The sequence below is a fragment of the Luteitalea sp. genome (assembly GCA_009377605.1).
Classification (GTDB): domain Bacteria; phylum Acidobacteriota; class Vicinamibacteria; order Vicinamibacterales; family Vicinamibacteraceae; genus WHTT01.
Genome location: WHTT01000004.1, coordinates 37,796 through 63,722, shown reverse-complemented (window position 1 = coordinate 63,722; position 25,927 = coordinate 37,796). Strand labels below are relative to the sequence as shown.

General features: G+C 65.1%; 20 protein-coding genes. 11 read left to right on the top strand and 9 right to left on the bottom strand.

Annotation, left to right across the window (positions count from 1 at the left end; genetic code table 11):
* Window positions 1–33: 33 nt before the first annotated feature.
* Entirely contained in the window at window positions 34–1,338 is a 1,305-nt protein-coding gene (locus GEV06_02315; GenBank protein ID MPZ16740.1) for a membrane dipeptidase, read from the bottom strand.
* Window positions 1,339–1,377: 39 nt separating this feature from the next.
* Between GEV06_02315 and GEV06_02310 the strand changes: the two genes are divergently transcribed.
* Both GEV06_02310 and GEV06_02305 read left to right on the top strand, forming a co-directional pair.
* Window positions 1,378–2,685, top strand: coding sequence for an amidohydrolase (locus tag GEV06_02310; GenBank protein MPZ16739.1), 1,308 nt, complete (start codon window positions 1,378–1,380; stop codon window positions 2,683–2,685).
* A gap of 477 nt (window positions 2,686–3,162) precedes the next feature.
* The gene (locus GEV06_02305; GenBank protein MPZ16738.1) at window positions 3,163–3,921 is read left to right on the top strand and encodes a hypothetical protein; all 759 of its coding nucleotides are present in this window, start codon (window positions 3,163–3,165) and stop codon (window positions 3,919–3,921) included.
* A gap of 422 nt (window positions 3,922–4,343) precedes the next feature.
* Here GEV06_02305 and feoB read toward each other — a convergent pair whose 3' ends face one another.
* Together feoB and GEV06_02295 are read right to left on the bottom strand one after the other, a co-directional pair.
* A complete protein-coding gene (gene feoB, locus GEV06_02300; protein MPZ16737.1) occupies window positions 4,344–6,497 on the bottom strand; it encodes a ferrous iron transport protein B in 2,154 nt (717 codons plus the stop codon).
* Between the two features lie 73 nt (window positions 6,498–6,570).
* Entirely contained in the window at window positions 6,571–6,912 is a 342-nt protein-coding gene (locus GEV06_02295; protein MPZ16736.1) for a hypothetical protein, read from the bottom strand.
* 142 nt (window positions 6,913–7,054) lie between these two features.
* On the opposite strand from GEV06_02295, the gene GEV06_02290 reads away from it, so the two are divergent.
* The 3 genes from GEV06_02290 to GEV06_02280 all read left to right on the top strand — a co-directional run bounded on the left by GEV06_02290 (window position 7,055) and on the right by GEV06_02280 (window position 10,770).
* Window positions 7,055–7,534 carry a hypothetical protein gene (locus GEV06_02290; GenBank protein ID MPZ16735.1) on the top strand — a complete coding sequence of 160 codons (480 nt, stop codon included), beginning with the start codon at window positions 7,055–7,057 and terminating at the stop codon, window positions 7,532–7,534.
* A gap of 518 nt (window positions 7,535–8,052) precedes the next feature.
* Window positions 8,053–9,186: a DGQHR domain-containing protein gene (locus tag GEV06_02285; protein MPZ16734.1), complete on the top strand. Its 1,134-nt coding sequence runs from the start codon at window positions 8,053–8,055 to the stop codon at window positions 9,184–9,186.
* 306 nt (window positions 9,187–9,492) lie between these two features.
* Entirely contained in the window at window positions 9,493–10,770 is a 1,278-nt protein-coding gene (locus GEV06_02280) for an MFS transporter (GenBank protein MPZ16733.1), read from the top strand.
* 12 nt (window positions 10,771–10,782) lie between these two features.
* Here GEV06_02280 and argF read toward each other — a convergent pair whose 3' ends face one another.
* The 6 genes from argF to argC all read right to left on the bottom strand — a co-directional run bounded on the left by argF (window position 10,783) and on the right by argC (window position 17,017).
* Window positions 10,783–11,799 (bottom strand): ornithine carbamoyltransferase, encoded by a 1,017-nt coding sequence (gene argF, locus GEV06_02275; GenBank protein ID MPZ16732.1) that lies wholly within the window; start codon window positions 11,797–11,799, stop codon window positions 10,783–10,785.
* An 11-nt stretch (window positions 11,800–11,810) separates the two neighbouring features.
* A complete protein-coding gene (argJ, locus tag GEV06_02270) occupies window positions 11,811–13,013 on the bottom strand; it encodes a bifunctional glutamate N-acetyltransferase/amino-acid acetyltransferase ArgJ (GenBank protein ID MPZ16731.1) in 1,203 nt (400 codons plus the stop codon).
* The gene (locus GEV06_02265) at window positions 13,010–13,723 is read right to left on the bottom strand and encodes a GNAT family N-acetyltransferase (GenBank protein ID MPZ16730.1); all 714 of its coding nucleotides are present in this window, start codon (window positions 13,721–13,723) and stop codon (window positions 13,010–13,012) included. The genes argJ and GEV06_02265 overlap by 4 nt, the downstream gene beginning before the upstream one ends.
* Complete coding sequence (locus GEV06_02260; protein MPZ16729.1) at window positions 13,723–15,063, bottom strand: acetylornithine/succinylornithine family transaminase; 1,341 nt, start codon at window positions 15,061–15,063, stop codon at window positions 13,723–13,725. Before GEV06_02260 ends, GEV06_02265 begins: the two co-directional genes overlap by 1 nt.
* A 93-nt stretch (window positions 15,064–15,156) precedes the next feature.
* A complete protein-coding gene (argB, locus tag GEV06_02255; protein ID MPZ16728.1) occupies window positions 15,157–16,047 on the bottom strand; it encodes an acetylglutamate kinase in 891 nt (296 codons plus the stop codon).
* Window positions 16,016–17,017 carry an N-acetyl-gamma-glutamyl-phosphate reductase gene (gene argC / locus GEV06_02250; GenBank protein ID MPZ16727.1) on the bottom strand — a complete coding sequence of 334 codons (1,002 nt, stop codon included), beginning with the start codon at window positions 17,015–17,017 and terminating at the stop codon, window positions 16,016–16,018. The genes argB and argC overlap by 32 nt, the downstream gene beginning before the upstream one ends.
* A 220-nt stretch (window positions 17,018–17,237) precedes the next feature.
* Here argC and GEV06_02245 point away from each other — a divergent pair, with 220 nt between their 5' ends.
* The 6 genes from GEV06_02245 to GEV06_02220 all read left to right on the top strand — a co-directional run bounded on the left by GEV06_02245 (window position 17,238) and on the right by GEV06_02220 (window position 25,912).
* Window positions 17,238–17,756, top strand: coding sequence for an arginine repressor (locus tag GEV06_02245; GenBank protein MPZ16726.1), 519 nt, complete (start codon window positions 17,238–17,240; stop codon window positions 17,754–17,756).
* A gap of 33 nt (window positions 17,757–17,789) precedes the next feature.
* Window positions 17,790–18,821 carry a hypothetical protein gene (locus GEV06_02240; GenBank protein MPZ16725.1) on the top strand — a complete coding sequence of 344 codons (1,032 nt, stop codon included), beginning with the start codon at window positions 17,790–17,792 and terminating at the stop codon, window positions 18,819–18,821.
* Between the two features lie 262 nt (window positions 18,822–19,083).
* The gene (gene argH, locus GEV06_02235; protein MPZ16724.1) at window positions 19,084–20,472 is read left to right on the top strand and encodes an argininosuccinate lyase; all 1,389 of its coding nucleotides are present in this window, start codon (window positions 19,084–19,086) and stop codon (window positions 20,470–20,472) included.
* A 268-nt stretch (window positions 20,473–20,740) separates the two neighbouring features.
* Window positions 20,741–24,052, top strand: a complete 3,312-nt coding sequence (locus GEV06_02230; protein MPZ16723.1) for a glycosyl hydrolase — start codon at window positions 20,741–20,743, stop codon at window positions 24,050–24,052.
* Window positions 24,053–24,271: 219 nt separating this feature from the next.
* The gene (locus GEV06_02225; protein MPZ16722.1) at window positions 24,272–24,988 is read left to right on the top strand and encodes a hypothetical protein; all 717 of its coding nucleotides are present in this window, start codon (window positions 24,272–24,274) and stop codon (window positions 24,986–24,988) included.
* A 147-nt stretch (window positions 24,989–25,135) separates the two neighbouring features.
* On the top strand, window positions 25,136–25,912 hold the full coding sequence (locus tag GEV06_02220) for an SDR family oxidoreductase (protein ID MPZ16721.1): 777 nt from the start codon (window positions 25,136–25,138) through the stop codon (window positions 25,910–25,912).
* Window positions 25,913–25,927 lie beyond the last annotated feature (15 nt).

Sequence of the window (25,927 nt, the reverse complement as noted above, 5' to 3'; positions counted from 1 at the left end):
CCTGATCCCTACTGATCCCTGACCCCTGACCCCTTATTTCCCATCGAGCTCGTCGAGTGTGGCCACAGAGGGCGGTCGTGCCGACTGCAGCCTGGCAGCCACCGACTCAGCCTGCCGCATGACGCGCAGCACATTGCGACCGGCAATCTTCTCGAGGTCGCCCTCGCTGTACCCGCGCGTGAGCAGCTCGGCGAAGAGCGCCGGGTATGTGGACACGTCTTCCAAACCTACTGGCGTCGATTCAATCCCATCGAAATCGCTACCAATCCCGATGTGGTCGACCCCGGCGCGCTCACGGATGTGGTCGATGTGGTTGGCCACGTCCGTCAGTGCCGCCGTTGGTGACGGATGCGCCTTTCGCCAAGCCCGGAGGCCGGCTTCTCGCGCCTCTTCGTCGCTTGGGTGAAGGCGTTCGAGGCGTTCGCGCTCGGCTTGCTGGGCGGTGTAGTGCGCGCCACCCTTTGGTGAGACGAAGTCCGGGACGAACGTCACCATCACGACGCCGCCGTTCTTTGGCAGCTGACGGAGGATGTCGTCCGGCACATTGCGCGGATGGTCGGTGAGGGCGCGCGCAGACGAGTGCGAAAAGATGACCGGAGCTTCAGTCACACGTAGAGCGTCTGCCATCGTCTCTGGCGACACATGGCTGAGATCTACGAGCATGCCCAGTCGGTTCATCTCGCGGACCACCTCCTCGCCGAAGCGCGTGAGGCCATCGTGGCGCGGGTCGTCAGTGGCGGAGTCGGCCCACGGCGTATTGCTGCTATGAGTCAGCGTCATGTAGCGCGCACCCATGCGGTACATCATGCGAAGCGTCCCGAGTGAGCTATCGATCGAGTGGCCGCCTTCCACGCCCGCGAACGATGCAATCTTGCCACCCTTGAAGATCCGCTCCACTTCGTCTGCCGTCGCCGCGATCTCGAACGTGTCGGCGTATTTCTGGGCGAGGAGGTAGACAGCGTCTATCTGCTCCAATGTTGCGGTCACTGCCGCTTCACCCTGTAAGCTCGCGGGCACGTACACCGACCAGAACTGGCCACCCAAGCGGCCCTCACGGAGCCGAGGGATGTCGGTCATGAGGCCGGGCTGAGAACGGCGAACGTCCATCTTGGTGAGATCGTAGTGCACCTTCTCGCGCAGGGCCCATGGCAGGTCGTTGTGTCCATCGATGAGGGGCACACGGCCGAGCAGCGCGCGCGCCCGCTCGATCTGGGCAGCCTCGGCCACCGGCGCCGGCGACGCCTGGGGACCCGGCAGGATTGGGCCGCTCGCGGCGAGCGTGGCTGCAGCGACAAGGCTCCCACTGATCACGATCACTGGCAACGAAGGAATCCGCATGGGCAGATCCTATAGGATCTTGCGACGGGAGGGAGTCGAATGCACCGTAGCTTTGTCACTGTCACCTTGGGAGTCGCGCTCGTGGGCGTAGCCGCACTGCTTTCGTGTCCAGATCTGAGCGCCCAGACGCTGAGCGTTCCGGCGTCGCTCGGCCACCAAGTCGACGAGGGGGCCGCCGCGATGGTGTCCAGGCTCGTCGAAACGCGGCGGGACATCCATCGGCACCCGGAGCTCGGGTTTCGCGAGAAGCGCACGGCGGATCTCGTGGCGCGACGGCTGCAGGAGCTGGGCTTCGACGAGGTTCGCACCGGCATCGGCGTGACCGGCGTCGTCGGCATCCTGAAAGGTGGGAAACCGGGGAAGGTGGTTGCGCTGCGCGCGGATATGGACGCCCTGCCCATTCCCGAGCTCAATGACGTGCCCTACAAATCAACGGTTGAAAACGTGAAGCACGCCTGTGGCCATGATGCCCATGTCGCCATCGCGCTCGGCGTGGCGGAGCTGCTGAGTGGCATGCGCGCAGAGATTCCTGGCACCGTGATGGTGTTCTTCCAGCCGGCGGAGGAAGGCGATCCAGACGGTGGCGACACCGGCGCGCTGCGTATGCTGCAGGACGGCCTGTTCGCAGAGACGAAACCGGAGGCGGTGTTTGGCCTGCACGTGATGCCGACGCTCGACGTCGGCACCATCGGGTACAACGTTGGCTCGGCAATGGCAAGCAGCGACCGATTCAAGATCAGCATCGTTGGTCAGAAGACCCACGCCGCCTACCCACATACAGGCCTCGATCCGGTGCCGATTGCCGCCGAGGTCATCCTCGCGCTCCAAACAATCCCGAGCCGGCTCGTCAACGCGACGACACCGACGGTGGTGTCCGTGGGCGCTATCCACGGGGGGAATCGGTTCAACATCATTGCCGACCGTGTCGAGCTCGAAGGAACGGTGCGCACGCTGACGAAGGAAGGGTCGGGGCAGGTCAAGGCCCTGATGGAGAGTCTCGTGAAGGGCATGACGAGTGGCTATGGCGCCCAGTACGAATTCGAGTACGAGCAGAAGGCACCCGTGACATACAACGATCCCGATCTCACGACAGCCTCGCTCCCCGTCCTGGAAGCCATCGTGGGCAAGGATGCTCTGGTGGTGCCGCCTCCCCAGATGGGTGCCGAAGACTTCGCCTTCTACCAGCAAGAGACGCCCGGCTTCTATTACTTTCTGGGCGTCCGGAATGAGGCCCGGAACATCACGGCCATGATTCACACCGAGCAGTTCGACTTGGACGAGGAGGCCCTGCCGATTGGCGTCCGGGCCATGAGCACGCTCCTCCTCGACTTTCTCTTCCGGCAGTGACCGAGATTCCCGCATCGACCCGACCAAATTGCGACGCCGCGCGTCTCAAGCTATGCGAGAGAAAGATCGTCGGTTTCTGCAGCCCTGGGGACGGGCGGCGGCCTGCCGCGATTTTTCGCTAGTGTCCTGTCTCAGTGATTCGTGGCATAAGTCCCGGAGCGCGGCGCCCGGCTGGCGAGGCGCGAGGAGGAAGCATACAGGCCGTATTCGACCGACGAGCAACGACGCCAGGCGGGATGCCCGCCCGAGAATTATGTCGCGAATTACTGAGACAGGACACTAGCGATCCGACACCAAGGTGTTGGATAATACGGCTACCGGGTTAGAAGCATGCCGCGTGCTCCGTTGGCGCTGGCTTGCCCGGACCCCGGAACCCTCTCACAGCTTTCGAAGTAACCGTTGGTAGGCGCGGCGCCGCGTTGGCGTGGATGTCTACTTGTCGGCGGCCGTTCGTAGACGATCGGCCACGCGACCGCCATGGCGAGGCCGCACGCGGGATTCGTGCGAAGGTGGTCGGGGTGTGTATCTGATTGCGGCAGAAGCGGTTCGACCGTTCGGTGTCCGTGTCGGCGCACGTTCAAAGGAAGTACAGCCGCCATGATTAGCTTGCTCGCCATTGCTGCCATTAGCGTCTACGGTCTCGTGCGACCCGCGGTGCTGCCGCTTGGGGATGATATCGATCCCATCTACTGTTCCGCGGTCGTCGTCGAGCACCGCTTGCTGACCGCGTCACACTGCCTCCGCATTGCACACGGCAAGGTTCGAATTGGAGGTGAGGTCTGGCCGGCAAGCCGTCAGGTGCGAGACCTGACGTTGATGTATGTCGAGATGCCAGAGCGTGGCCTCGTGCTGAGGCGGACGCCACTGCGCGTGGGTGAGGAAGTCTTCGTGCTCGGCCACGCCCTCGGAGAGGTGGAGCCAACACTGCGGCGGGGCATCATTGCGGCCGTCCATAGCGATCGTGTCTGGCTCGATCTCGAGCTGTTGAAGGGAATGAGCGGCGGCGCTGTCGTCGATCTGGAAGGGCGCCTGATTGGTGTCGTGAAACAGGTGCGCTACGACGCTGACGACAATCGGATCACCGAAATCGACACCCTCGAGGCGCTCCATCAAGTACTCGGATTGCGCCCCATCACCTCGTCACCGGTGGCCAACAAAGCAGCGCGGACAACCGGCGGAGGCTCCCGCATCAGACAACGCGTCCGCGTGCCCGTGGGCAGGGCAATTATTAGGTGACAAGGTGAGGGGGTGACAAAGTGACTGGGTGATCGGGTGACAAGGTGAGGGGGTCATTCGAGAATTCGAGGTTGGAAGTCGGGTGACGTTTCTACGTCGCTTGACGTGCGCCTCGAGCAATCGAACCACCCGCTCACCTTGTCACCCCATCACGCCATCACCCTGTTACGCCCTTCCCGCGCGCTTTCGCATCAACTGAACCGGCTGCGCCGCCGGTGGCGGCTTTCGCGAGGGGGTCGCGCATGCTGCTGCGCCCGACGCACATGATGGACAGGACGGCCTGCTCGCCGACCCCTGACCCCTGACCCCTTTCAGATCAAGGATGCGGCGTACCACAACCGCCAGCGCTCCCAGCGCAGCGAGCGTGACCACGATGGTCTGCCAGTCGTAACCGAACATCTCAGAGCGCTACCTCTCTCGCATCACGATATCCCGAGTAGTCTCAAGCTTTGGTAGGCCACCAACGCCGTGACATACGCCAGACCGGACATGTAACCGAGCTGCAGACCGGCCCACTTGAGCGAGCCTGTTTCGCGGCGGGTGACCGCCAATGTCGGTAGGCACTGCATCGCCAGGACGAAGAACAGGAGCACGCTCACCGACGTCGCCGGCGTGAAGACCGGCCTGCCGTCGGCACGTGGCGCGGTCCGGATGCGGGCGATGACCCCTTGGTCCTCCACGTCCATATCCGGCGAGCCGCCTACCAGAACTGACATCGTCGAGACGAAAACCTCCCGCGCGAGAAAGCTCGTGAGCACACCAACGGTCAATTGCCAATCGTAGCCAAGGGGGGCAAATACAGGTTGCACGAACTGCCCCATCTGGCCCGCAAAGCTGCCGGCCTGCTCGGCTCGCGCCGTCAGGAAATCGGCCTCCTGGGAGAGGGCTGCGGCCTGCTCGCCGGAGACACCCGGTTGGGCCGCCTGCGCCCGTAAGGCGACCGCTTCCGCGGGCGGATCCACAGCCGGGTAGGCGCTGAGCCACCACATCACGATGCAGATTGCCACGATGACCGTGCCTGCAGTTTTGAGGAAGGCAACACCCTGATCCTTGGCGGAGACGAGGGCGTTCAGCAACGAGGGCACCTTGTAGGAGGGCAGCTCCAGCACCATCGGCCGTGCCCGTCCCTTCAGCAGCGTCCCGCGAGCCAGGAGCGCGCTTCCCATCGCCGCCGTGCCGCCGAGCAGATAGCAGCCCGCGAAGGCAAGGCCCGCGAGCGCCGGCCGCTCGGCGAACAACAGGCTGGTCAGGAGTACGTATACCGGTAGCCTAGCCGAGCAACTCATGAACGGCGCGATGAAGATCGTCGCCAGGCGATCTCGGCGATCCGGGATCAAGCGTGCGGCCATGATGCCAGGTATCGCGCAGGCGTGTGACGTCAACAAGGGCACGAACGCATGACCGGGGAGGCCAAAACGAGAGAGCACGCGGTCCATCACGAACGCGGCTCGAGCCAGATACCCCGTGTCTTCGAGGAGGCTGATCAGGAAGAAAAGGAGGCAGATCTGGGGTAAGAAGACCACCGTGCCAGCAATGCCGCCAATGATGCCCTCGGCCAGGAGGTCGTGCACGGGCCCCGGTGGGAGGTAGCGGCCCACCAGCTCGCCCAGATAGGCAAAAGTCCCCCCGATTAAGTCCATGGGGACGGTTGCCAAGGCAAACAGTATCCAGAACAGCCCACCCATCACCGCCAGAAAGACCAACATGCCGGCGACCGGATGTGTGAGCGCCTTGTCGAGCCGCTCGGTCAACGTGTCGGTGTCGGAGCCAACCGCGTCGGTTCCACCAACGCTCTCCATCGCGACATCATCCGCCCACGCGGCGAGCGCTTCGACAGAGCCATTCCGGGGTACCGGGGCCCAGGAAGGCATCACCCGTGCGATCTTCGAGCTGTCGAGAGCCGTCGCAGTTTGAACCGCCGCCCGTATGGGCCGCGGCGACACGGCCGTCGGTTCGGGCGTGTCCGCTTCTGTCACGACGCGCTTCAGCGCGTCCAGCAGCGCGTCGATACCGCTGCCGCGTCGCGCAACCATGGGAACCACAGGACAACCGAGCATGGCCGCCAGCCGCCCGGCATCGAGGCTGAGCCCCCGACGCTGAGCCAGGTCCACCATGTTGAGGGCTACCACGACCGGAACACCGTCGGAGAGGAGCTCCCCGACCAGCACGAGATTCCGCGACAGGTTGCACGCGTCAACGACGACGACCACCGCGTCCGGCTGCCGATAGCTGCCCTCACCCTTCAGGACGGCGCGGCAGACGCGCGCTTCCGGCACATCGAGGCTGAGCTGGTAGAGGCCAGGCAGATCGACAATCTCGAAGCGATCTGAATCCTGTTGTCGACGTCCTACCCGCGCACCGGTAGTCGTGCCAGGGAAGTTGGCTGTCTTGGCTCGTGCACCGCACAAGCGATTGAAGAGGGTCGTCTTGCCTGTGTTCGGGTTTCCGATGAGCGCGACGCGCGCATTCGTCACCGCGACCCGTGCCGGCTCGGGTGACAGCGCTACGGCCGCGGGGGGTGCCATCCCTCCGTCGGACTCGTTGCGGGCGGGTACTGGATTCACAGCGGTCGGCATGGGCGTGTTGTGGCTCGGTCACCACACTGCAGCATCGATCGTCCAGGCGCGCGCCTCGGGTAGCTACCGCAGCTCAGTCGAGCCGCTCGGGAACGACGAAGATGCCACCTGCGACTATGCCAGACAGGCCAATCCGTGTCGCCCCAACCTGCACGATACACGGCTCCCCTGCCTTGCAGACGCGCACGAGGCAGCGTTCGGCCAAGCCAATCGCCCGCAGCAGCGCAGAGTCTTCAGAAGCGAGGTCCGCCGCGTGCACCCGTGCGCGTGCGCCAGCGCGAAGCTCTGACAGGCGGACCGGTTGCGCGGGAGAAACAGTGATCGCCGGAGAAGTCGGCACGGAGCTGTTCTTCGTCGAGGATGCGCGTGATTTCACCGGCACGTCACGCCGGTAACGAACCTCTGAGAATGAGATCCAGTCTCATTTTTCGCGATCATATCACACCGCGTCGAAGGCTTCCCGGTCTCTACCTAGCTGGCCCTTTGATCATTTACGCCTCGCACTAGAACGCTCGAGACCCCCGAAACGGACGCCTCGGCGAGGCGGCCTGCCACCGATGGTAGGGCGCGTTCGCCGAACGCGCCGCAAGCGTCGTCCCGCTAGAATGGGGGGCCGTATGGCCGATGAACAGAAACCTCCAATCAATGTAGAGCTTATCTGGGAATCGGACCTCCGCTTCGGTGCGCGGACGGACGGGCATCAGCTCGTAATCGACGGTGACGGCGCGGTGGGCATGGCGCCCATGCAGCTGGTCGCCTGTGGGCTTGCGGGCTGTATGGCAATTGACGTGGTTCATATTCTCGCCCGCGGCCGACAGGCCGTCGCGGGGCTTGGAGTTCGCCTGGCTGCCGACCGCGCCCAAGGGCCACCAGCCTACTACACGCGGATGAGGCTGCACTTCGTCCTGAAGGGCGATGTGCCTGACGAGGCGGTCGAGCGCGCGCTTCAGCTTTCGCGCGACAAGTACTGCTCGGTGTGGCACTCGCTGCGCCGGGACATCGATCTCGAGACGACCTTCGAGGTCGTTGGAGCGTGACCTCGAGACTCAGATGACGTCAACGTTCCAGGAATCAAGCGTTCCCTTTTCCGCCCGGCGTGTCGACCTCGACTGGATGCGCGGCATGGCGGTGGTCATCATGATTGGGGCGCACGTGCTTGGTGCCTGGACGCGGCCGGCCGCCCGTCGTCCAGCTCGGAGATGCTCAGCTTCTTGCCAGACGCCGCTGAGTGGTATCTTCGTCCCTCACCCAGGGGAACGAACTTCACCCTATTTCCCTGGGCAGGCTTCGTGTTTGCCGGGCTCGCTGGGGGCTTCGTCATCTTCGCCCTGTTCGTACTGGGGCTCTCGATGCTCAAGACCTGGGTAGCGGCATGGTACAGGTCGGTCCGGGACACCGGGACCCTCGAGAGCCCGATGGAACCTACCCGGTCGAGACGCAGCAGAAATTCGGCTGCCTCAGGGCAGCCGCTAGCGGCGTCTGGTAACGGGTGTGAGACGAAGCGCGCGCCTCGATATACAATGCGCGCGCGACACACATATAGGGGGGGGTCACGTTGATCAACGTCGCCGCCATTCGGATGGAGCAGTTCGGGGTTCACTTCTACCAAGCATCTCTCACCGCCCGGGATGTGAGCCGGCTCGTGCGCTTCGAAGTGCTGAGCTATGGTGACCAGCCCGGCCCGGCGGTGCGCGGCCGCACGAGCCCAGCGCGGTCGAAAGTGCGGTGGGATCTACTGGAGCGGCGGCTCGGCGCAAACGAGAAAGCCTACCAGCGACAGATCATCCGCAAGAAGATCGAGGAATTGGTGCAGTACTACGAGCAGTGCCGCGAAGCTCGTAACCTCCCCTCCATTCCAGGGGCCGTCATTATCTCGTCCGACGAGCCTCTCAAATTCGAGGCAATGGATGGAGACTGGCCTTCCCTGGGCGTCCTGAAAGTGCCGGAGCGCGAAGGCATCCTACGTGCCATCGATGGCCAGCATCGGCTCCTGGCTTTGCACAGCGATCTGGAGCAGTTCGGCCATGAGCAGTTCGCCGTGCCAGCCGTGATCTTCGATCGTCTTCCCGAGGACCACGTGGTCCAGATGTTCGTCACAATCAACGCGAAGCACACGCGGCTCAATCCATCGCATCTGGTCTCGCTGGCGGGCCGCCAGCTCTACGCAGACCACAATCTGGCCGCCGGGCACGACGTCATCCGCGCTCTGAGCGAGCGAGAGGAGTCCGCGCTGCGCGGGCAGATCAAGCTCCTAGGCGTGGGTACGGGCAAGGTGGCACAGGCCCCGCTCGCGCAAGAGCTCAAGAAGCTCCTCGAGGCAGAGGCATTCGGAGGCGGCCAAAAGGCGAGCGAGTTCAGGGACGAATCCAAGCGGTTCTTCGTCAACTACTTTCGGCAGATTGCCCAGATTTTCCACGGCGCATGGAACGGCCGCAAGTACAGCATTAGAACCGCACCGGCGCTCCGCGCATTCATCCGCGTCGCACCGGACGTCGTTCGCCGGCTCGACCAGGAGCGCGCAGACCGGACCGATTCCCGCGCCATTGGACGCGTCATCGCCCCTTGGGGCCGGCGCATTGGCGACCTCCGCTTCGAGACCGAGGGTGCCTGGACGCGGAACGGCTCCGGCGTCGACCAGCTCGCCAAGGAGCTTCGCCTCGCCCTCCAGTATCCAGAAGGCGCGTTCTAAGGTCGAGCGGTCGAGAAGCTGTCCCATTTTTGACGGCATCTTACAGTACTGTAAGGGAGTAATACTGTTATTACACCTGATTCAAGGTCTTAGGCCAATTTAGTGCTGGCACGCGAGTTGCGTCTCTTCTACTCGTCGTCGGCCGGCACTGCGGTGTGGGGCCGCAACTCGCTGGGGAGACCGGCGGCGGCAAACAGAGGGACACAGCCATCAGGCCGTGTCCCTTTTGTTTTTTGGCCCTGCGACTCCGGCTCGGCTAGACTCCCTTCCGAAAGGTCCTCGCCTCCTTGATTGGCACCACGACCGATGCTCGACTGGTGGCGTAGCGGGAGCGCAGTCGCCCGGCGTGCGCTCATCGCTGCAGCGCTGGGTTGGATGCTCGACGCGTTCGACGTGATGCTCTACGCGCTCGTCCTGGCGTCGCTCATCGAGGACCTGGGCTTGAGCCATGTGACTGCCGGCTGGCTCGGCTCGATCACGCTTGTGGCCTCCGCGATTGGCGGCGCGCTGTTTGGCCTGATGGCCGACCGTGTGGGCCGCGTCCGTGCGCTCACGCTGAGCGTCCTCATCTACTCGGTGTTCACGGCGCTCTGCGGGCTCGCCACGTCGGTCTGGCAGCTTGCCGTATTCCGCGCCTTTCTCGGATTGGGCATGGGAGGAGAATGGGCGTGCGGGGCGGCGCTGGTGTCGGAGACCTGGCCTGCAAAGCACCGCGGCAAGGCGCTCGCGCTGGTGCAGAGCGCGTGGGCCATTGGCTTTGCCCTGGCTGCCCTTGTCACGGCGGTCGTCCTGCCTCGATGGGGTTGGCGCGCTGTCTTCTTCGTCGGCATCCTGCCAGCGCTCCTGACGCTCTGGGTCCGTCGCAATATCCCCGAGCCCGCCATCTGGCGAGAAAAAGGCACGCGGGGAAAAGGGGACAGCCCCCTTTTTCGGGAACTCACGCCGTCGAAAAACGGGGCAGTCCCCTTTTCCCCGCCCGGTTCCTTTTCCTTCCTCCGCCCTCCACTCCTTCGTCTGACGCTCGCCCTTACGCTCATGAATGCCTGCACCCTGTTTGCCTGGTGGGGCTTCAACCTCTGGATCCCCGCGTATCTGTCGCTGCCGTCGGCCGACGGCGGGGTAGGACTGGCGACCGAGACGATGAGCCTCTTCGTCGTAGTGATGCAGGTGGGGATGTGGTTTGGCTATGTCACGTTTGGGTACGTCAGCGACCGTGTCGGGCGCAAGCGTACCTATGTGACGTACTTGCTCACGGCGGCAGTGCTCATGTCGCTCTACGCGATTACAGGGGCCCCGCCGCTGTTGTTCTTGCTCGGTCCGTTTGTTGCTTTCTTCGGCACCGGCTACTTCAGTGGCTTTGGTGCCGTGGCGGCCGAGATCTATCCGACGTCGCTACGGGCCACGGCATTGGGCTTCACTTACAACCTCGGGCGGGTCGCATCGGCGTTTGCACCGTTCGCCGTGGGGTCGCTTTCTCAGACGCGCGGATTCGCCTTCGCGTTCCTGTTGACCGCGACGGCGTTCGTGGCCGCATCGCTCTTCTGGTTCATCATTCCAGAGACCCGCGGCCGTGAGCTCACGTGAGCGCGCGCGTCTCTATGACAGCAGCATCAGGAGCAAGGCCTTCTGCACGTGCAGGCGATTCTCGGCCTGGTCGAAGACCACCGAAGCGGGTCCGTCCATGACTTCGTCGGTCACCTCCTCGCCCCGGTGCGCCGGCAGGCAGTGCATGAACAGCGCATCCGGGCCGGCCTCGGCCATCAATGCCGCATTGACTTGATAGGGCGCGAAGATGCGGGCGCGCCGCTCTGCCTCCGCCTCTTGGCCCATGGACGTCCAGGTGTCGGTGTAGAGTGCCGACGCGCCACGTACTGCCTCCTGAGGCTCACGAAAGCGCCGCACCTCGGCGCCGAAGCGCGCAACGCCCGCGGCTTCGGCGAGCACTCGCTCGGGCAGCTCGTATCCTTCCGGGGAGGCCACATGAACGTGTGCCCCAAGCATGACGGCTGCGTGCGCAAGCGAGGTGGCGACGTTGTTACCATCGCCGACGAACGCAATCGTGCGACCGCGCACGTCGCCGAGATGCTCGCGGAGCGTCAGCACGTCCGCAAGGGCCTGGCAAGGATGTTCCTCGTCGGTCAGTGCGTTGACAACGTGAAGGCGCGGCGCGGCCGCTGCAAAGGAGACGAGCCGCGCCTGCGCGAAGGTCCGCAAGACGAGGGCCGAGACCCAGCGCTCGAGATTCCGCGCGACATCCGCCTCGTCTTCGCGCCCGCCGAAGGCAACCTCCTGGCCCAGGCAGATCGCCTCGCCGCCAAGCTCCCGCACCGCGATCTCGAACGTCGACCGGGTACGAAGGGATGGCTTTTCGAACAGGAGCGCGACGTGATGACCAGCGAGTCCCTGCGTGGAGGCCACACGGCGCGCCATCTGGCGCTCCTGCTTCAAGTGGGTCGCCAGGCGCAAGCACGCCTCGAGCGAATCAGGGTCGAGATCGAGCACCGAGATGAAGTCCTTCCGCGCCAGCCGCACGACCGGCGGTCGCGCTGATGCCTTCGCCACCCGTGTGCGGAAGGGAACGGTGCGTGATGTAGGCACTGATCCAGGACGCATGATGACGCTCCTCACGTTCGATACTCAGAGTTGATTCGCACGTACTCCGCGCTGAGGTCACACGTCCACAGCGTGGCCTCTTCGTGTCCGCCGGCGCCGAGATCGACGGTCACCGTCACCTCACGACCCTGCAGATAGCGGGCCGCTTCCGGCGACCGCTCGTCGTACGAGCGCCCGTGCTCGAACAAGACGACCGGACCGAGCGCAGCGCGAGCCGCGGGCAGTGAGAACGCCACGCCGGCCCGCCCAGCCACCGCCAGCAGACGTCCCCAGTTGGGATCGCCGCCATGCAGCGCCGTCTTCACGAGCAGCGAATTGGCCAGCGCACGGGCGGCGCGTTTCGCCTCCTCGTACGTGCGTGCACCCGTCACCCGCACGGTCACGAGCTTGGTCGCACCTTCGGCCCCACGCACGATCTCGGTCGCCAACTGCCGGCAGACGGCCCGGAGGCCCTCCACGAGCGCATCGTAGTTCTCTCGCTCGACCGTGACGCCGCTTGCCCCGTTCGCAAGCAGGAACACCGAGTCATTGGTCGAGCATTCACCATCGACGGTGATGGCGTTGAACGTGCTCTCGCAGGCATCGATCAGCGCGCTTCGTAGCAACCCCGGCTCCACGCCCGCATCGGTCGTCAAGAAGGCCAGCATCGTGGCCAGATTCGGCTCGATCATGCCGGCGCCTTTCGCCATGCCGCCGACGCGGAACCTGCCCGAGCCAATCGACACCTCCAACGCATGCGTCTTCGGAAAGGCATCCGTCGTCATGATCGCTTCGGCGGCATCGCCGCCGCCGGCCACATCGAGCTGCTCCGCCGCTGCGCTGATCCCCGCGGCGACCTTGTGCACGTCGAGCGGCACGCCGATGACGCCGGTTGAGGCGACGAGGACCTCTTCGGCCTCGCAGCCAATCGCACGGGCGACCGCCGACGCCATGAGCGCCGCGGCCTTGAGCCCTGCGTCGCCAGTGCACGCGTTGGCACAGCCGCTGTTCGTGACGAGGGCGCGCGCACGACCACCGGTGGCGTGCAGATGCTCGCGCGAGATGAGCACCGGGGCAGCAACGGCCAGATTCGTCGTGAACAGTGCTGCCGCGCTTGCCACCTCCTCCGACACCACCAAGGCAAGATCACGCCCGCCCGCCTTGATGCCACAGGGGACGCCCGCGGCCCGAAACCCCCGCGAGGCGGTGACGCCGCGTCCGAGACCAACGGTCATCGCGCTGGGACCCGCACAGCCGCCCGCGCCATGCGCAGCGGTCGTGCGCCGATTGCGCGCCCTACGCGGGGCACGCTCGTCTCCCCGCGGCTGGACCGCGTGGCGTGCGCTCCCGCGGCACGCGTCCTCGCCGGGTGCAACACGACAGCATACTGACCGCACGTACGGAACTTCGCGCAGGCAGTGCAGTCGCGCGCGATCTTTTCCGGCAGCCACACGTGCGGGACGATGGAGAATCCGAGCCGCACGAAGTGCGCCGGGTGGTGCGTGAACGCGCACAGAGTCGAGACGCCCTCGCGTCGTGCGCGCGCCGACAGCTCCTCGACGAGCGCCGTGCCGAGCCCTTGACCGCGCGCCGCCTGGGCTACGACGAGGGACCGCACCTCCGCGACCGAGGAGCTCAATGAGGCCAGCTCTGCGCAGCCCACCACGCGCCCCTCTCGCTCGATGACCGAGAAGCGCGTGGCGTGAATTTCCAACTCGCCAAGCGTGCGGGGCAGGAGGTGGCCGAGCTCCAGGTTGGAACCAATGAGGGCATGCACGAAGGGAGCGTCCGCCGGCATTCCTGTGCGAATCGTGCAGCCGTTCGCCAGCTGCCGCGACACACGGGGTGCCGCGAGGCTGCCGCTCGACGGTGAGACCGCCAGACCGGCTGCGTTGTCCCGAACCGGCCGGAGACCCTCCAGGGCCACAGATGCGGCAACAGCCATCAGTTCTGCGCCTCCGTCTCTGTGCTGGCTCGCGGGCTGGCTTGCGGGCTGGCTTGCGGTGTCGAATCGACAGCGCCCGGCGACGAGCTCGACTCTACGGCCGTGAACGCGGCGTCGAGGCGCGTCAGCGCCACTCCGAGGTCGCCCTCCGTGATGACGTACGGAGGCAGCAATCGGACGACGCGTTCTGCGGTCCGGTTGACGAGCAGGCCGCGCGCGAAGGCGGCTTCCACGACGGGTGCGGCGTCACGATCGAGCTCTAGACCCCACATGAGGCCAGCCCCACGCACATCAACGACCATTGGATGGCGTGCCGCGATCTCCCGGAGGCGCGTTTCTACCCGCGGCGCTAGTCGCTGGAGATGTGCGAGCAAGCCTCCCGCCGGCGTGGCCGTGTCCGAAGCTCCGGTCAGCGCGTCGAGGACGAAGAGCGCGGCGCGACACGCCAATAGGTTGCCGCCATACGTCGTACCGTGATCGCCATACGACACCGCCGAAGCTACCCGCTCCGAGAGCAGGGCCGCTCCGACGGGCATGCCCCCGCCCAGCGCCTTGCCGACCGAGACGAGATCCGGTTGCAAGCCGAGCGCCTGAAAGTAAAACGGGCTCGCGGTACGACCCAGGCCGCACTGGATCTCGTCTGCGATGAGCAGGGCGCCGGTTTGCTTGCAGACGTCGGTCATGAGGGCCGCGAAGGCGCTCGACAGCGGGCGCACGCCCCCTTCACCTTGTATCGGCTCTGCGATGATGGCGGCCGTTCGCTCCGTCACGGCGGCGCCGAGCGCCTGCTCGTCTCCAACCGGCACGAAGCGCACACCCGGGAGGAGAGGCTCGAACGGCGTGCGATAGTGCTCGTCCCAGGTCACGGACAAAGATCCAAACGTGCGCCCCGCAAAGCCATGCTCGAGCGCGACGATCTCGTGACGAGGTGTGCCGGCGGTGTGCCAATAGCGACGCGCGAACTTCAGACACGCCTCGACCGCCTCGGTGCCGCTATTGCAAAAGAACGCACGCGGCAAGCCAGAAAGAGCTGCAAGCCGGGCGGCCACCTGACCCTGGAGCGGATGGAAGTACAGGTTGGACGTGTGCGCCAGCGTCCGCGCCTGTTCCGATAGCGCGTCTGCGAGCTGGGCGTTGCCGTGGCCCACGGCGGCGACTCCAATACCGGACAGCAGATCGAGATACTCGTTTCCCTCGCTGTCGTAGAGCCGCACTCCCTCGCCACGCACGAAGACGACGGGCACACGGCGATAGGTCTGCACGATGTGGCGTGCTTCCAGTGCCCGGACGTCGCTCGCCGCGACTGGTGACGTCGAATGCTGTTGGGTTACTGAAGCCATTCCTGTCCGCTTTCTGATCCGCCTGAAAACATCTAGGTAGGGCCGCCTCGCCGAGGCGGCCGTGACGGCGCGGGAGGCTGACGCGCCCTACCTTCAGCGACGTAGGTAGTAGGAAGGGCGGGGCTCTGGCCCCGTCTCACCATCGGCACTCATGACACGTGTGCCTGGCGCCGTATCGAGCTCTTCATCGCGGCCGTCGATGATGCGAACGTCACTCACGCCTGAATCAAGCGCCGAGAGACATGCCGTGAGCTTCGCCACCATGCCGGCCGAGGCCGAGCCGTCCGCCATCATGGCGTGCGCCTCGTCGCCGGTGAGCGTCGCGATGGTCTCGCCGGTCGAGTCGAGCACGCCCGGCGTGCTGCCTGCCACCCAGAGCGTCTTTGCGCACAGGATCGAGGCCACGTGTGCAGCCAGCGTATCGGCGTTGATGTTCAACACCTGGCCACCGGCGTCCACGCCGAGGCTCGCCACGACTGGCACATAGCCCAGGCCGATGAGATCGGACAATAACGATGTCCGCGACTGGCCAATCGGCATCCCCACGAGGCCAAGGTCGATCAGGCGCCCATCGGTTGCTTGGTGCGGCGGGGCCTTCTCGGCGAGGCCCCATGCCCCATCGACTCCGGTCAAGCCCACCGCACGCGCGCCCTCAGCAACCAGCGCCGACACAAGGCGCGTGTTCACCAGACCGCCGAGCACCGCCACCACAGCGTCGAGCGTTGCCCGATCGGTCACGCGCAGCCCGTCCACCGCGCGTTTCGCGAGGCCGCGGCGACTGAGCTCGGCGTCGATCTCACGACCGCCGCCGTGCACCACCGCAAGCGGCGCAGATTGTGCGAGCCGCGCCAAGCGCCCCGCGAGCGCGGCGACACGCGCCGGCTCCTCGAGGAGCTCGCCGCCAAGCTTCACGACCTGCACTGCAGTCTCCACTTCGGTCTCCGGCGACGTCTCACAACAGGCCGTCGCACTCCGAAAACCCATACGCGAGGTTGAAGTTCTGCACCGCCTGACCGGCGGCGCCCTTCAGCAGGTTGTCGATACAAGCGACGACCGTCAGGCGTCGTGTCGCTCGGTCCAGCCGCCAGCCGATGTCGCAGAAATTCGTGTGCGCGACGTGCTTGATCTCGGGCAGACGCTGGTCTCCCGTCAAACGCACGAAGGCAGCGTCGCGGTATGCCGCCTCGTAGCACACCGTAAGATCCGCACCCTCGACGCCGGGCGCGACGCGCGCGTAGATCGTCGCGAGCAGGCCGCGGTCGAGTGGAACCAGGTGCGGCACGAACGTCACGGGCAGCCCCAGCGCCTGCTCCATCTCGGGCGCATGTCGGTGCGTGAAGAGCCCGTATGCGGCAACGCTGCCGTGATTCTCGGAGAAGTGGGTGCGTTCGCTGGGTGCCTTGCCTGCGCCCGAGATGCCCGATTTGGCGTCGACAATGACGTCGCCCTCCAGGAGGCCGCCCTTTGCGAGCGGACCAATCCCGAGCAGCGCCGCGGTCGGATAGCAGCCAGGGCAGGACACGAGGCGCGCCTCAGGCAGCCCGTCGCGCGCCAGCTCGGGCAGCGCGTACAGCGTGCCCTCGGGAAGCGGATCCGGTGTGCTCGGATAGAAGCGCTGCCGGACGACGGCGTCCCGAAGTCGATAAGCGCCGGAGAGATCGAAGACGCGACGACCGGCGTCGAGATGCGTCGGCGCGAGCTCAGCAGCCAAGGCTTCTGGCAGGGCGAGAAAGACGGCATCGATTCCGTCGAAGCTGGTCGAGCCGTACGGGGTCACCTCACCGTCCCAGATCCGCGCAAGCGCCGGGAGGCGGCGCGGGCCATTCGTTTCACCGGACGCGCTCACCGCCAGCAGCGCCGTCTGCGGGTGCCTTGCCAGGAGACGCACCAGCTCCTGACCGGCGTAGCCTGTCGCACCGACGATGCCGACACTGACCGAAGAGCGCTCTGTCATGGAATACTCATACAGGACGAACCCCAATAATACGCACGCCCCGTTGACAGTGTCAAGAAATATTCAGGTATCAAATGGGCCGTTCGTGTAGACTATGCGTTGGCATGTATAAACATGCAGGCAACGGCGCGCTCGGCGAGCGGCCTACACCGCATGTGGACGCGGCGGTAGGGCCGCCTCGCCGAGGCGGCCGTTCGATGTCGTTGCGTGACCTACAGACATGACCGAAGTCTCGGCCATCGGAGCCACGAAGGCCTTTCGCCAGGCCGTCATCCTGGACGTCGTCGACCGAGAGGTCGTTGCGAGCCAGGAACAGCTCAGGATGCGATTGCTGCGTCAGGGAATTGACGTCACGCAGGCGACGCTCTCACGCGATATAAAGGACCTCGGCCTCGTCAAACGGGCTTCCGACGGCGCGTACAAGCGCCCTGGGCCGAACCTGGTCGGAAGGCCCGACGCGGCGGAGGCGACGTTGCGTCGGACTGTCCTGTCGTACCTGCGTCGGCTCGATCGCGTGGAGCAGCTCATCGTGCTGCGGACGGATCCCGGACAGGCGCAGCCGCTCGCCCTTGCAATCGACCACGCCGAGCTGCCGGAAGTCGTTGGCACGATCGCCGGCGACGATACGATTCTGGTCATTGCCCGCGATGCGCGCCAGGCGGATCTCTGTGTCGCACGCATGAAGCGCTGGACCGCAGGTGGGTCGGTCGCGGAAGTGGATGGAGCAACCCCTGAGTAACCGTATTTCCAGACGAGTCCTTAGGTCTGAACAGTGAACCGTATTCTGCTTGCGCACGATGGCGACTCGCCGACGCTCGTCGCGATTCCTTGGCTCGCGACCCGGTACAGTGCTGAGGTCGTGACCGTCACGCTGGACCTCGGTCAGCCGGCCAATCTCGCGGACGTGCGAGAACAAGCACTGGCCGCGGGCGCGGCGCGCGCGCACGTGATTGATGCCCGCGACCGATTGGCGGAGCAGCTGGTGTTGCCGGCGCTTCGCGCTGGCGCGATCTCTCTCGACCACGAGGATCCGCTCGTGAGGCCACTCACGTCGCCGCTCGTCGCGTGGCTCGTCGCCGACGTGGCGGCCATGGAGCAGGCCTCCGCGATCGCGCATGGCGGCACGGCCGAGCGGGTGCCACGACTTCTCGCTTCGCGTACGGCCACGCCGGTGCTGCCGTCGCTCGCCGACGCGATGTCACCCGAAGAGCGGGCGCGCGCGGCAGCCGAGCTCGGTCTGGCAGACGCGGGTGAGGCTGATTGGCCGCGGAGTGCGTCCACGCTGTGGGGGCGACCAGTGTTCGCGACCGCCGGTAGCGACCAAACGGGCCGCCCGCCCGGCGCGGAAGGGGCGGTAGTACACGTGCCGACCGAGCGCGCTGTGGTGGAGATCAGCGTGCAGAACGGCGTGCCGGATGCGGTCAACGGCGTGTCGATGGCGTTTCTCGAGCTCATTGGGAGCCTCGACGCAATCCTGAGCGCCATGCCTGTCGATGCATTCGGCTGGCACGCGCCGGCGGCCACGGTCCTCAGCCGTGCGTTCAAAGCGCTCGAGTCCCTGTGCTTGTCGCCGCGCCTCCTCGAATTGCGGCGGTCGCTCGCACGTGCCTATATCGATCTTCTGCATGACGGCGCGTGGTTCTCGCCCGAGCGAGAGGCGATCGACGCCTTCACCGCGCGTGCGCTGGCAACGGTCAGTGGCTCCCTGCGCTTCGAGCTGTCGAGCGGCGACCTTCTCCTCCAGGAGGCGCGACCGAGGGTGGCGAGCCGGGGTGAAGGGGTGATGGAGGGTGTGACAGGGTGACCGGGTGAGGGGGTGACCGGGTGAGGGGTGACAGGGTGAAGGGGTGACAGGGTGACGGGGTGACAGGGTGACGGGGTGACGGGCTGACAGCTACAGCCGGTGCGATTGACAACCCCAATGAGTGCCGGGGATAACGATGCAAGACACCGTCCGAGCCCAACCGCCAGCGCACCAAATTACCCGGTCACCTTGTCACCGGGTCACCTTGTCACCCATCACCTTGTCACCCCGCTGAACCTGTCGCTGAAGCAGAGACCTTTCTATGCCTACTCTCTGGTCCGGCCGGTTTGCCGGCGAACCTGACGCTGCAGTTCTCGAATGGGGGGCATCATTCCGCTTCGACCGCCGCCTTTTCGAAGACGATGTGCGAGGCAGCCTCGCGTGGGCCGAGGAGCTGGCTCGCGTCGGTGTGCTGAGCGTCGAGGAGCACCAGGCGATTGACGATGCGCTTCAGGCCATGCTTGAAGATGGCCAGCGCGACGTGTCGTTTGTCAGCGGCGCGGACGAAGACGTGCACTCGTTCGTGGAACGGCAGCTCGTCTCGCGCGTCGGCGAGCGTGGGAAGCGCCTGCACACGGGCCGATCCCGTAATGAACAGGTCGCGCTGGACCTCCGAATGTACGTCAAGCGCAGGATTCCTGTCGTCCAGGACGCGATGCGCGCCTTGGTGGCGAGCTTTGCGGAACGCGCCGAGGACGCTGGTATGGCGCTCATGCCGGCCTACACGCACTTGCGTCGGGCGCAGCCGATACTCGAGGCCCACTATTGGCTCGCGCATGCCGCGGCGCTTCGCCGCGCGTGTTCGCGGTTCGACGTGGCTCGCGACGAGGCAGACGCCATGCCCCTGGGCTCCGGTGCCGTGGCCGGCAACTCCTACGGCGTCGATCCGGCACGGTTGGCCTCCCGCCTCGGCTTCTCACGCATCGTCGCCAACAGCCTGGACGCCACGGCAGACCGTGACTTTGTCGCTGCTTTCCTCCATGCGTGCGCCCTCGCCATGCTGCACGTGAGCCGACTGGCCGAGGATGTGATTCTCTTCAGCTCCGAGGAATTCGCGTTCTTCGATCTGGACGATCGCATTTGCACGGGCAGCAGCCTCATGCCTCAAAAGAAGAATCCTGACCCGATGGAGCTGGCGCGCGGCAAGGCGGGCCGCGTGATTGGTCGGTTGGTCGGGTGGCTCACGACGATGAAGGGCTTGCCGTCCGGGTACAACAAAGACTTGCAAGAGGACAAAGAAGCGCTCTTCGACGCCGAGGACACGCTGTTGGGCTGTCTGCTCGCGGCGCGTGCCGTCGTCTCGACCCTCCGTGTGAACCGCCAGGTCACGGGCACGGCGGCTTCCGGGCTTCTTCTTGCCACCGACGTCGCAGATTATCTCGTCAAGAAAGGGATGTCGTTTCGGGAGGCGCACGAGACGGTCGGCAACATGGTGCGCGAGTTGGTGGCCGATGGCCGCAGCTTCGACATGCTCGGCATCGACGACTGGCAACGCTTCAGTGGGTTGTTCGGCGCCGACATTGGCCAGGTCGTTTCGCCGCAGACCTCGATTGCGGCGCGCACAACACCGCAATCGACTGCGCCACAGGCGGTCGCAGCTCAGCTAGCCGACGTTCGTGCCTGGCTTGCCAACGAGTCGGTGCCGCATTAGCATACCCGTCTCACCCCACCGGTCCGCCTTCGCGGCTGCGCCGCTTCGGCGAGACAAGTCCGCTGTCGCGCTCAGTGCCTCGGCGAGACAAGTCCGCTGTCGCGCTCAGCGCCTCGGCGGGGCAAGTCAGGCGTGTCAGCCAGCCTGGGTTCTGGCACGCCGGTGTGTGTTCTCTTTCTTGCGGGGTTTCCCACGAGGCCGGCCTGATGGAAGCAAGTGAACCTTCTGCGCTTCTGCCCGGGCCGGGTCGATGGAGGAGGCTACAGCGATGCGTCGAGTCCTGAGCTTGAGCTCGGCTCTGATAGTAGTGTGTGCCACGACCATCCTTGCCGGTCAAGAGGCCGGCAACTCGAAGTATCCGGCGGCGTTCTTCTCGGCACTCGAATGGCGAAGCGTCGGTCCGCATCGGGGTGGGCGCTCGACGGCAGTCGCGGGGAGCTCGCGCACGCTCGAGTATTACTTCGGTGCTACCGGAGGCGGCCTCTGGAAAACCACCGACGGTGGTGTGACCTGGGAACCCGTGTCCGATGAGGCGTTCAAGACCTCGTCGGTGGGCGCTGTCGCCGTCGCTCCCTCCAACCCAGACATCGTCTACGTCGGTATGGGAGAGACACAGTTGCGCGGCAACATCATCCAAGGAGACGGCGTCTATAAGTCGACCGATGCCGGCAAGACCTGGACGCCCGTTGGGCTCGAAAAGACGATGGCGGTGGCGCGCGTCCGGGTGCATCCCACGAACCCAGAGATCGTCTACGTCGCGGCGCTCGGGGACCCGTATCGTGCCACGCCCGATCGAGGCGTCTACCGATCCACGGACGGAGGTCAGACGTGGGAGAAGGTCCTCTTCCGTGATGACAAAAGCGGCGCGGTCGATCTCGTGCTCGATCCACAGAACGCCAACATCGTCTATGCAGCGCTGTGGGAGGTGTTCCGCACACCGCACTCGCTCTCCAGCGGCGGATCTGGCAGTGGTCTGTTCAAGTCGACAGACGAGGGTGCGACCTGGACGGAGCTCACGCGCAACCCTGGATTGCCGAAGGGCGTCATCGGCAAGATCGGCCTGTCGGTGTCCGGCGCCGACAGCAACCGCGTCTACGCAATCGTGGAGGCCGAGGACGGCGGTGTGCTCAAGTCGGACGACGGCGGAGATACGTGGACGCTGATGAGTGACGATCGGAAGCTTCGGCAGCGCGCGTTCTACTACACGCGCATCTACGCCGATCCCAAGGCCGAGGACACGGTCTACGTGCTCAACACTGGCTTCTACCGTTCGACCAACGGGGGCAAGACCTACAAGACGATTCGCGTTCCGCACGGCGACAACCACGACCTGTGGATTGCCCCGGATGATCCAAAGCGCATGGTCGAGGCCAACGACGGCGGGGCGAACGTCTCCGTCACCGGCGGTGAGAGTTGGACGGAACAGGATTTCCCGACGGCACAGTTCTATAACGCGTTCGTCACGGACGACGTCCCGTACCACATCTGCGGCGCACAGCAGGACAACTCGACGGCGTGCGTGTCGAGCGCGCCACCGGGCCGCGGCCCAGGCGGCAGTGGGGGCGGCGAGGCTGCGCTCTATCCGGTCGGTGGCTGCGAGAGCGGGTACATCGCGCAGTCACCGAAGGATTCGGACGTCTTCTTTGCCGGGTGCTACGGCGGCACGATGACGCGCTATGACCGGCGCACCCGCCTATCACGCACCGTCACGGTTTGGCCCGACAATCCGATGGGCCACAGCTCCGGGGAGATTACGGAGCGATTCCAGTGGACGTATCCGATCGTCTTCTCGCCATTGGACGCCAATGTGCTCTATACGGGGTCGCAGCATCTCTGGCGGAGCACGGATGAGGGACAGAGCTGGCAGCGCATCAGCTCGGATCTCACACGCCATGACCCGTCGACGATGGAGCCGTCGGGCGGGCCGATCACGCTCGACCAAACCGGCGTCGAAACGTATGCAACGATCTTCACCATCGCCCCCTCCAAGCACGAGCCAGACGTCATCTGGGTCGGCTCCGACGACGGTGTCGTGCACATCACACGCGACGGCGCCAAGAGCTGGCAGGAGATCACACCGCCCGACCTGTCCGAGTTCGCGCGGATCAGCCTGATTGAGGCATCGCCGCACAAGGCCGGAACCGCGTACCTCGCCGCCAACCGGTATCAACGCGCCGATCGGGCGCCGTACGTCTACAAAACGGACGACTATGGTCAGACCTGGACGACGATTGTCGGTGGCTTACCACCCGATGATTTCGCACGCGTCGTCCGCGAGGACATCGAGCGTCCCGGCTTGCTGTACCTCGGCACTGAGCACGGGATCTACGTGTCGTTCGACGACGGCGGATCGTGGCAGGGGCTGCGTCTGAAGCTGCCCGTGACACCGGTGCACGGCATCGTGTCGACCGCGCAGGATCTCGTGATCGGCACGCATGGCCGGTCGTTCTACGTGCTCGACGACATCGAGGTGTTGCGGCAGCTGCGACCCGAGCTGGCGACGAGCAGCTTTCATCTCTTCACGCCGCGCGAGGCGATTCGCCGAGTCGACAACGGAGTGACCATCGACTACTACCTTGCGGAAGATGCGAAAGAGGTGAGTGTCGAGATCCTCGACGAGAGTGGTCAGGTGATACGCCGATACAGCAGCACGACGGCGAAACAAGAGAGCACCGACGAATCGGATACGGACGAAGAGGCTGCAGAGGAGCCGTCGGGATCGGAGACAGACAAGACCGGACAGGCACAAGACGAACAATCAGGTGCGGGCGCGACCTCCAGGTCGGGCGACTCGGATGAAGGCGAGAAAGAGAAACAGAAAGAGGGCGAGGAGGAAGAGGAAGAAGAGGAAGAGGAAGAAGAAGAGCGTGGGCCCGGAGCACCACCCGTTCGCGTGGGAACGAAGGCGGTCGTCAACCGCCTTTCTTGGGACATGCGGCATGAAGATGCTCGCAAGTTCGAAGGCCTCATTATGTGGGCGGGGAACGTACGCGGTCCGCTCGCGCTGCCGGGCACCTATCGAGTGCGCGTCACGGCAGACGGCCAGACGAAGGAAGCATCGTTCTCGACAGCGGCAGATCCCCGGGCAAACATGACGGCGGACGACCTGACGGCGCAATTCGAGCTGGCTCAGCGGATCAATCAGCGGGTGAGCGAAGCGCACGACGCCGTCGTCAACATCCGCCATGTTAGAGCGCAGATCGACGATCGCACGAAGCAGGCGGGCGACGCGAATCTGACGGCGGACGCGAAGGCGCTCGCGCAGAAGCTGACGGAGGTCGAGGGCGCGATCTACCAGTACCGCTTGAAGAGCAATCAGGATGCGCTCAACTACGGTATTCGGTTGAACAACAAGCTTGCCGCGCTGCAAGGTGTGGTGGAGAGCGCCGACGGGCGGCCAACGGCCCAGAGCGAGGCGCTGTTCGAGCAGCTCAGCGCCAGCCTGGATACCGAGCTTCGGCAGCTACAGACACTCATCGATCGTGATCTGACAGCTTTCAATCAGGCGCTCGAGCGACACGATCTCGACGCTATTGCGGCCGTGGCACCGGCGGACGAGGGCTCGGAGAAACGGCCGTAGGCGGATGAGCGCTTTTGGATGAGCAATTTGCATTGCAATTGTGCTCACATGTTGCTAAACTTAGCGTGCCCTACTTCTGAGGTTACAAGTCGCCTGCTGAAACGACGTTCACAGGCTCGCTCAGAAAACCTCAACCTGAGTACAGCGTGCAAAAAACGGAGTGTCCCGCTTTTTGCATCTAGGCTTTTCCCGCCTGCCGTTGTCTAACCGGGGGACTTGATGGAACAGCGCCGGCTTCGGCTCGGTGACGTGCTGGACGATTACTGTCCGCACGAGCGCCGCTTGAGTAATCACGTGATTGTCGCCATGGTCGGCGACGACATCATCAAGACTCGGTGCACGACGTGTGACACTGAGCACCCGTACAAGCATGCACGGGTGCCGGCCCGCCGTCGCAAGAAGGAGGAGCCAAAGGCGCTCTACAAGGAGGTGCTCGAGGGACTGACCGAGCAGCCGCCTGCGCTCCCTGCTCCAGCCGAGTCGTCGCAAGAACCGGTGACCGAGCTCGCAGATAGCGTCAGTGCTGTCGACTCTGCCGAGCGTGCCTCGGATGCCGTCGCCGCGGCGGCGCTCTCGCCTGAGAGCGACGAAACGAGCGCCGCCGAAGAGTCGTTGGACGCCGTCCCTCGAGAGGAAGCGGCCGACGAGGGCCCCCATCCCCATCACCGCGTGACCCTCATTCGCGCCACGCTGCCTCGTCCCGAAGGGCAGACAGGCACCCGCCAGCCGCCCGAGTTCACGATGCACCGCATGCGGAACGGCCCCACCAAGCAGGGCGGGCGCCGGGTGCGTGGCGGAGGCAAGGGCAGCGGCTGGTCCGGTGACCCCAAGCCTGGCGGTAAGGGCGGATTCAACGCGCGACCGTCCCGGCCGCGGGGCTCATCGCGACCTGACCGCGACGGCCGCCGCTCCCCAGGGCCGAGACGCTCCCGTTAGGTGGACGAGGGAGCGAAGGCTGTCCTCGATTTCGTCAGCGCAGTATCCAAAAACGCGGTATCCAAAAACGCGCTGTCCAAAATAGCAGTGTCCGAAAACAAGGGCTGTCCCCTTTCACGGAGCCCTTTTCGTATATAAGTGTGTTGCATGAGTGACTTGTCCGGTCGAACAGGTCTGGTTGTGGGTGTGGCCAACAAACGGTCGCTCGCCTGGGCGATTGCGCAAGCGGCGGCTCAGGCTGGCGCGCATCTCGTGCTGACGTTCCAGAACGCGCGACTCGAGGAGAACGTGCGCGAGCTTGCCGCGACCTTGCCACGGGCGCCGCTGCTGCTGCCGTGCGACGTGGCGAGCGACGAGCAGGTGGGCGCGCTGTTCGCGACCATTGAACAAGAGCTTGGGAGCCTCGATTTCTTGGTCCACGGTGCGGCGTTCGCCCCACGCGAGGCGTTGGCGGAACCGTTCGTCCAGACGTCACGCGAGGCATTCCGAATCGCGCTCGACGTGAGCGCGTACTCCTTGGTCACCTTGGCGGCCGGTGCGGCACCGCTCATGACCAAGCGTGGCGGCGGCAGCATCGTCACACTGACCTATCTCGGTAGCGAGCGGGTGATCCCGAACTACAATGTCATGGGCGTGGCGAAGGCTGCGCTCGAGGCCTCGGTCCGGTACCTGGCGGCAGATCTCGGCGCTGAGAACATTCGTGTGAATGCCGTCTCTGCTGGCCCGGTGAAGACGCTCGCCTCTGCGGGGGTCGCCGGCTTCTCCAGCATGTTGCAGGTGGCCCGCGATCGCGCGCCGCTCAAGCGCAACATCGTGGGCGCAGAGGTGGCCGACACGGCGCTGTTCTTGCTCGGTCACGAGTCGCGCGCTATCACCGGGGAGGTCCTCTTCGTGGACGCCGGATTGCACGCAATGGGCATGTAGAAACGACAACCTGGG

Bases quoted from the DNA above. Each gene is read 5' to 3' on its own strand.
- GEV06_02290 (MPZ16735.1), top strand. From the start codon at position 7,055: ATGGTAGGGCGCGTTCGCCGAACGCGCCGCAAGCGTCGTCCCGCTAGA.
- argF (MPZ16732.1), bottom strand. From the start codon at position 11,799: ATGCGTCCTGGATCAGTGCCTACATCACGCACCGTTCCCTTCCGCACA.
- GEV06_02280 (MPZ16733.1), top strand. From the start codon at position 9,493: ATGCTCGACTGGTGGCGTAGCGGGAGCGCAGTCGCCCGGCGTGCGCTC.
- GEV06_02245 (MPZ16726.1), top strand. From the start codon at position 17,238: ATGACCGAAGTCTCGGCCATCGGAGCCACGAAGGCCTTTCGCCAGGCC.
- argC (MPZ16727.1), bottom strand. From the start codon at position 17,017: ATGACAGAGCGCTCTTCGGTCAGTGTCGGCATCGTCGGTGCGACAGGC.
- argH (MPZ16724.1), top strand. From the start codon at position 19,084: ATGCCTACTCTCTGGTCCGGCCGGTTTGCCGGCGAACCTGACGCTGCA.
- argB (MPZ16728.1), bottom strand. From the start codon at position 16,047: ATGGGTTTTCGGAGTGCGACGGCCTGTTGTGAGACGTCGCCGGAGACC.
- GEV06_02260 (MPZ16729.1), bottom strand. From the start codon at position 15,063: ATGGCTTCAGTAACCCAACAGCATTCGACGTCACCAGTCGCGGCGAGC.
- GEV06_02305 (MPZ16738.1), top strand. From the start codon at position 3,163: ATGGCGAGGCCGCACGCGGGATTCGTGCGAAGGTGGTCGGGGTGTGTA.
- GEV06_02230 (MPZ16723.1), top strand. From the start codon at position 20,741: ATGCGTCGAGTCCTGAGCTTGAGCTCGGCTCTGATAGTAGTGTGTGCC.
- GEV06_02265 (MPZ16730.1), bottom strand. From the start codon at position 13,723: ATGGCTGTTGCCGCATCTGTGGCCCTGGAGGGTCTCCGGCCGGTTCGG.
- GEV06_02225 (MPZ16722.1), top strand. From the start codon at position 24,272: ATGGAACAGCGCCGGCTTCGGCTCGGTGACGTGCTGGACGATTACTGT.
- feoB (MPZ16737.1), bottom strand. From the start codon at position 6,497: ATGCCGACCGCTGTGAATCCAGTACCCGCCCGCAACGAGTCCGACGGA.
- GEV06_02315 (MPZ16740.1), bottom strand. From the start codon at position 1,338: ATGCGGATTCCTTCGTTGCCAGTGATCGTGATCAGTGGGAGCCTTGTC.
- GEV06_02220 (MPZ16721.1), top strand. From the start codon at position 25,136: ATGAGTGACTTGTCCGGTCGAACAGGTCTGGTTGTGGGTGTGGCCAAC.
- argJ (MPZ16731.1), bottom strand. From the start codon at position 13,013: ATGACCGTTGGTCTCGGACGCGGCGTCACCGCCTCGCGGGGGTTTCGG.
- GEV06_02310 (MPZ16739.1), top strand. From the start codon at position 1,378: ATGCACCGTAGCTTTGTCACTGTCACCTTGGGAGTCGCGCTCGTGGGC.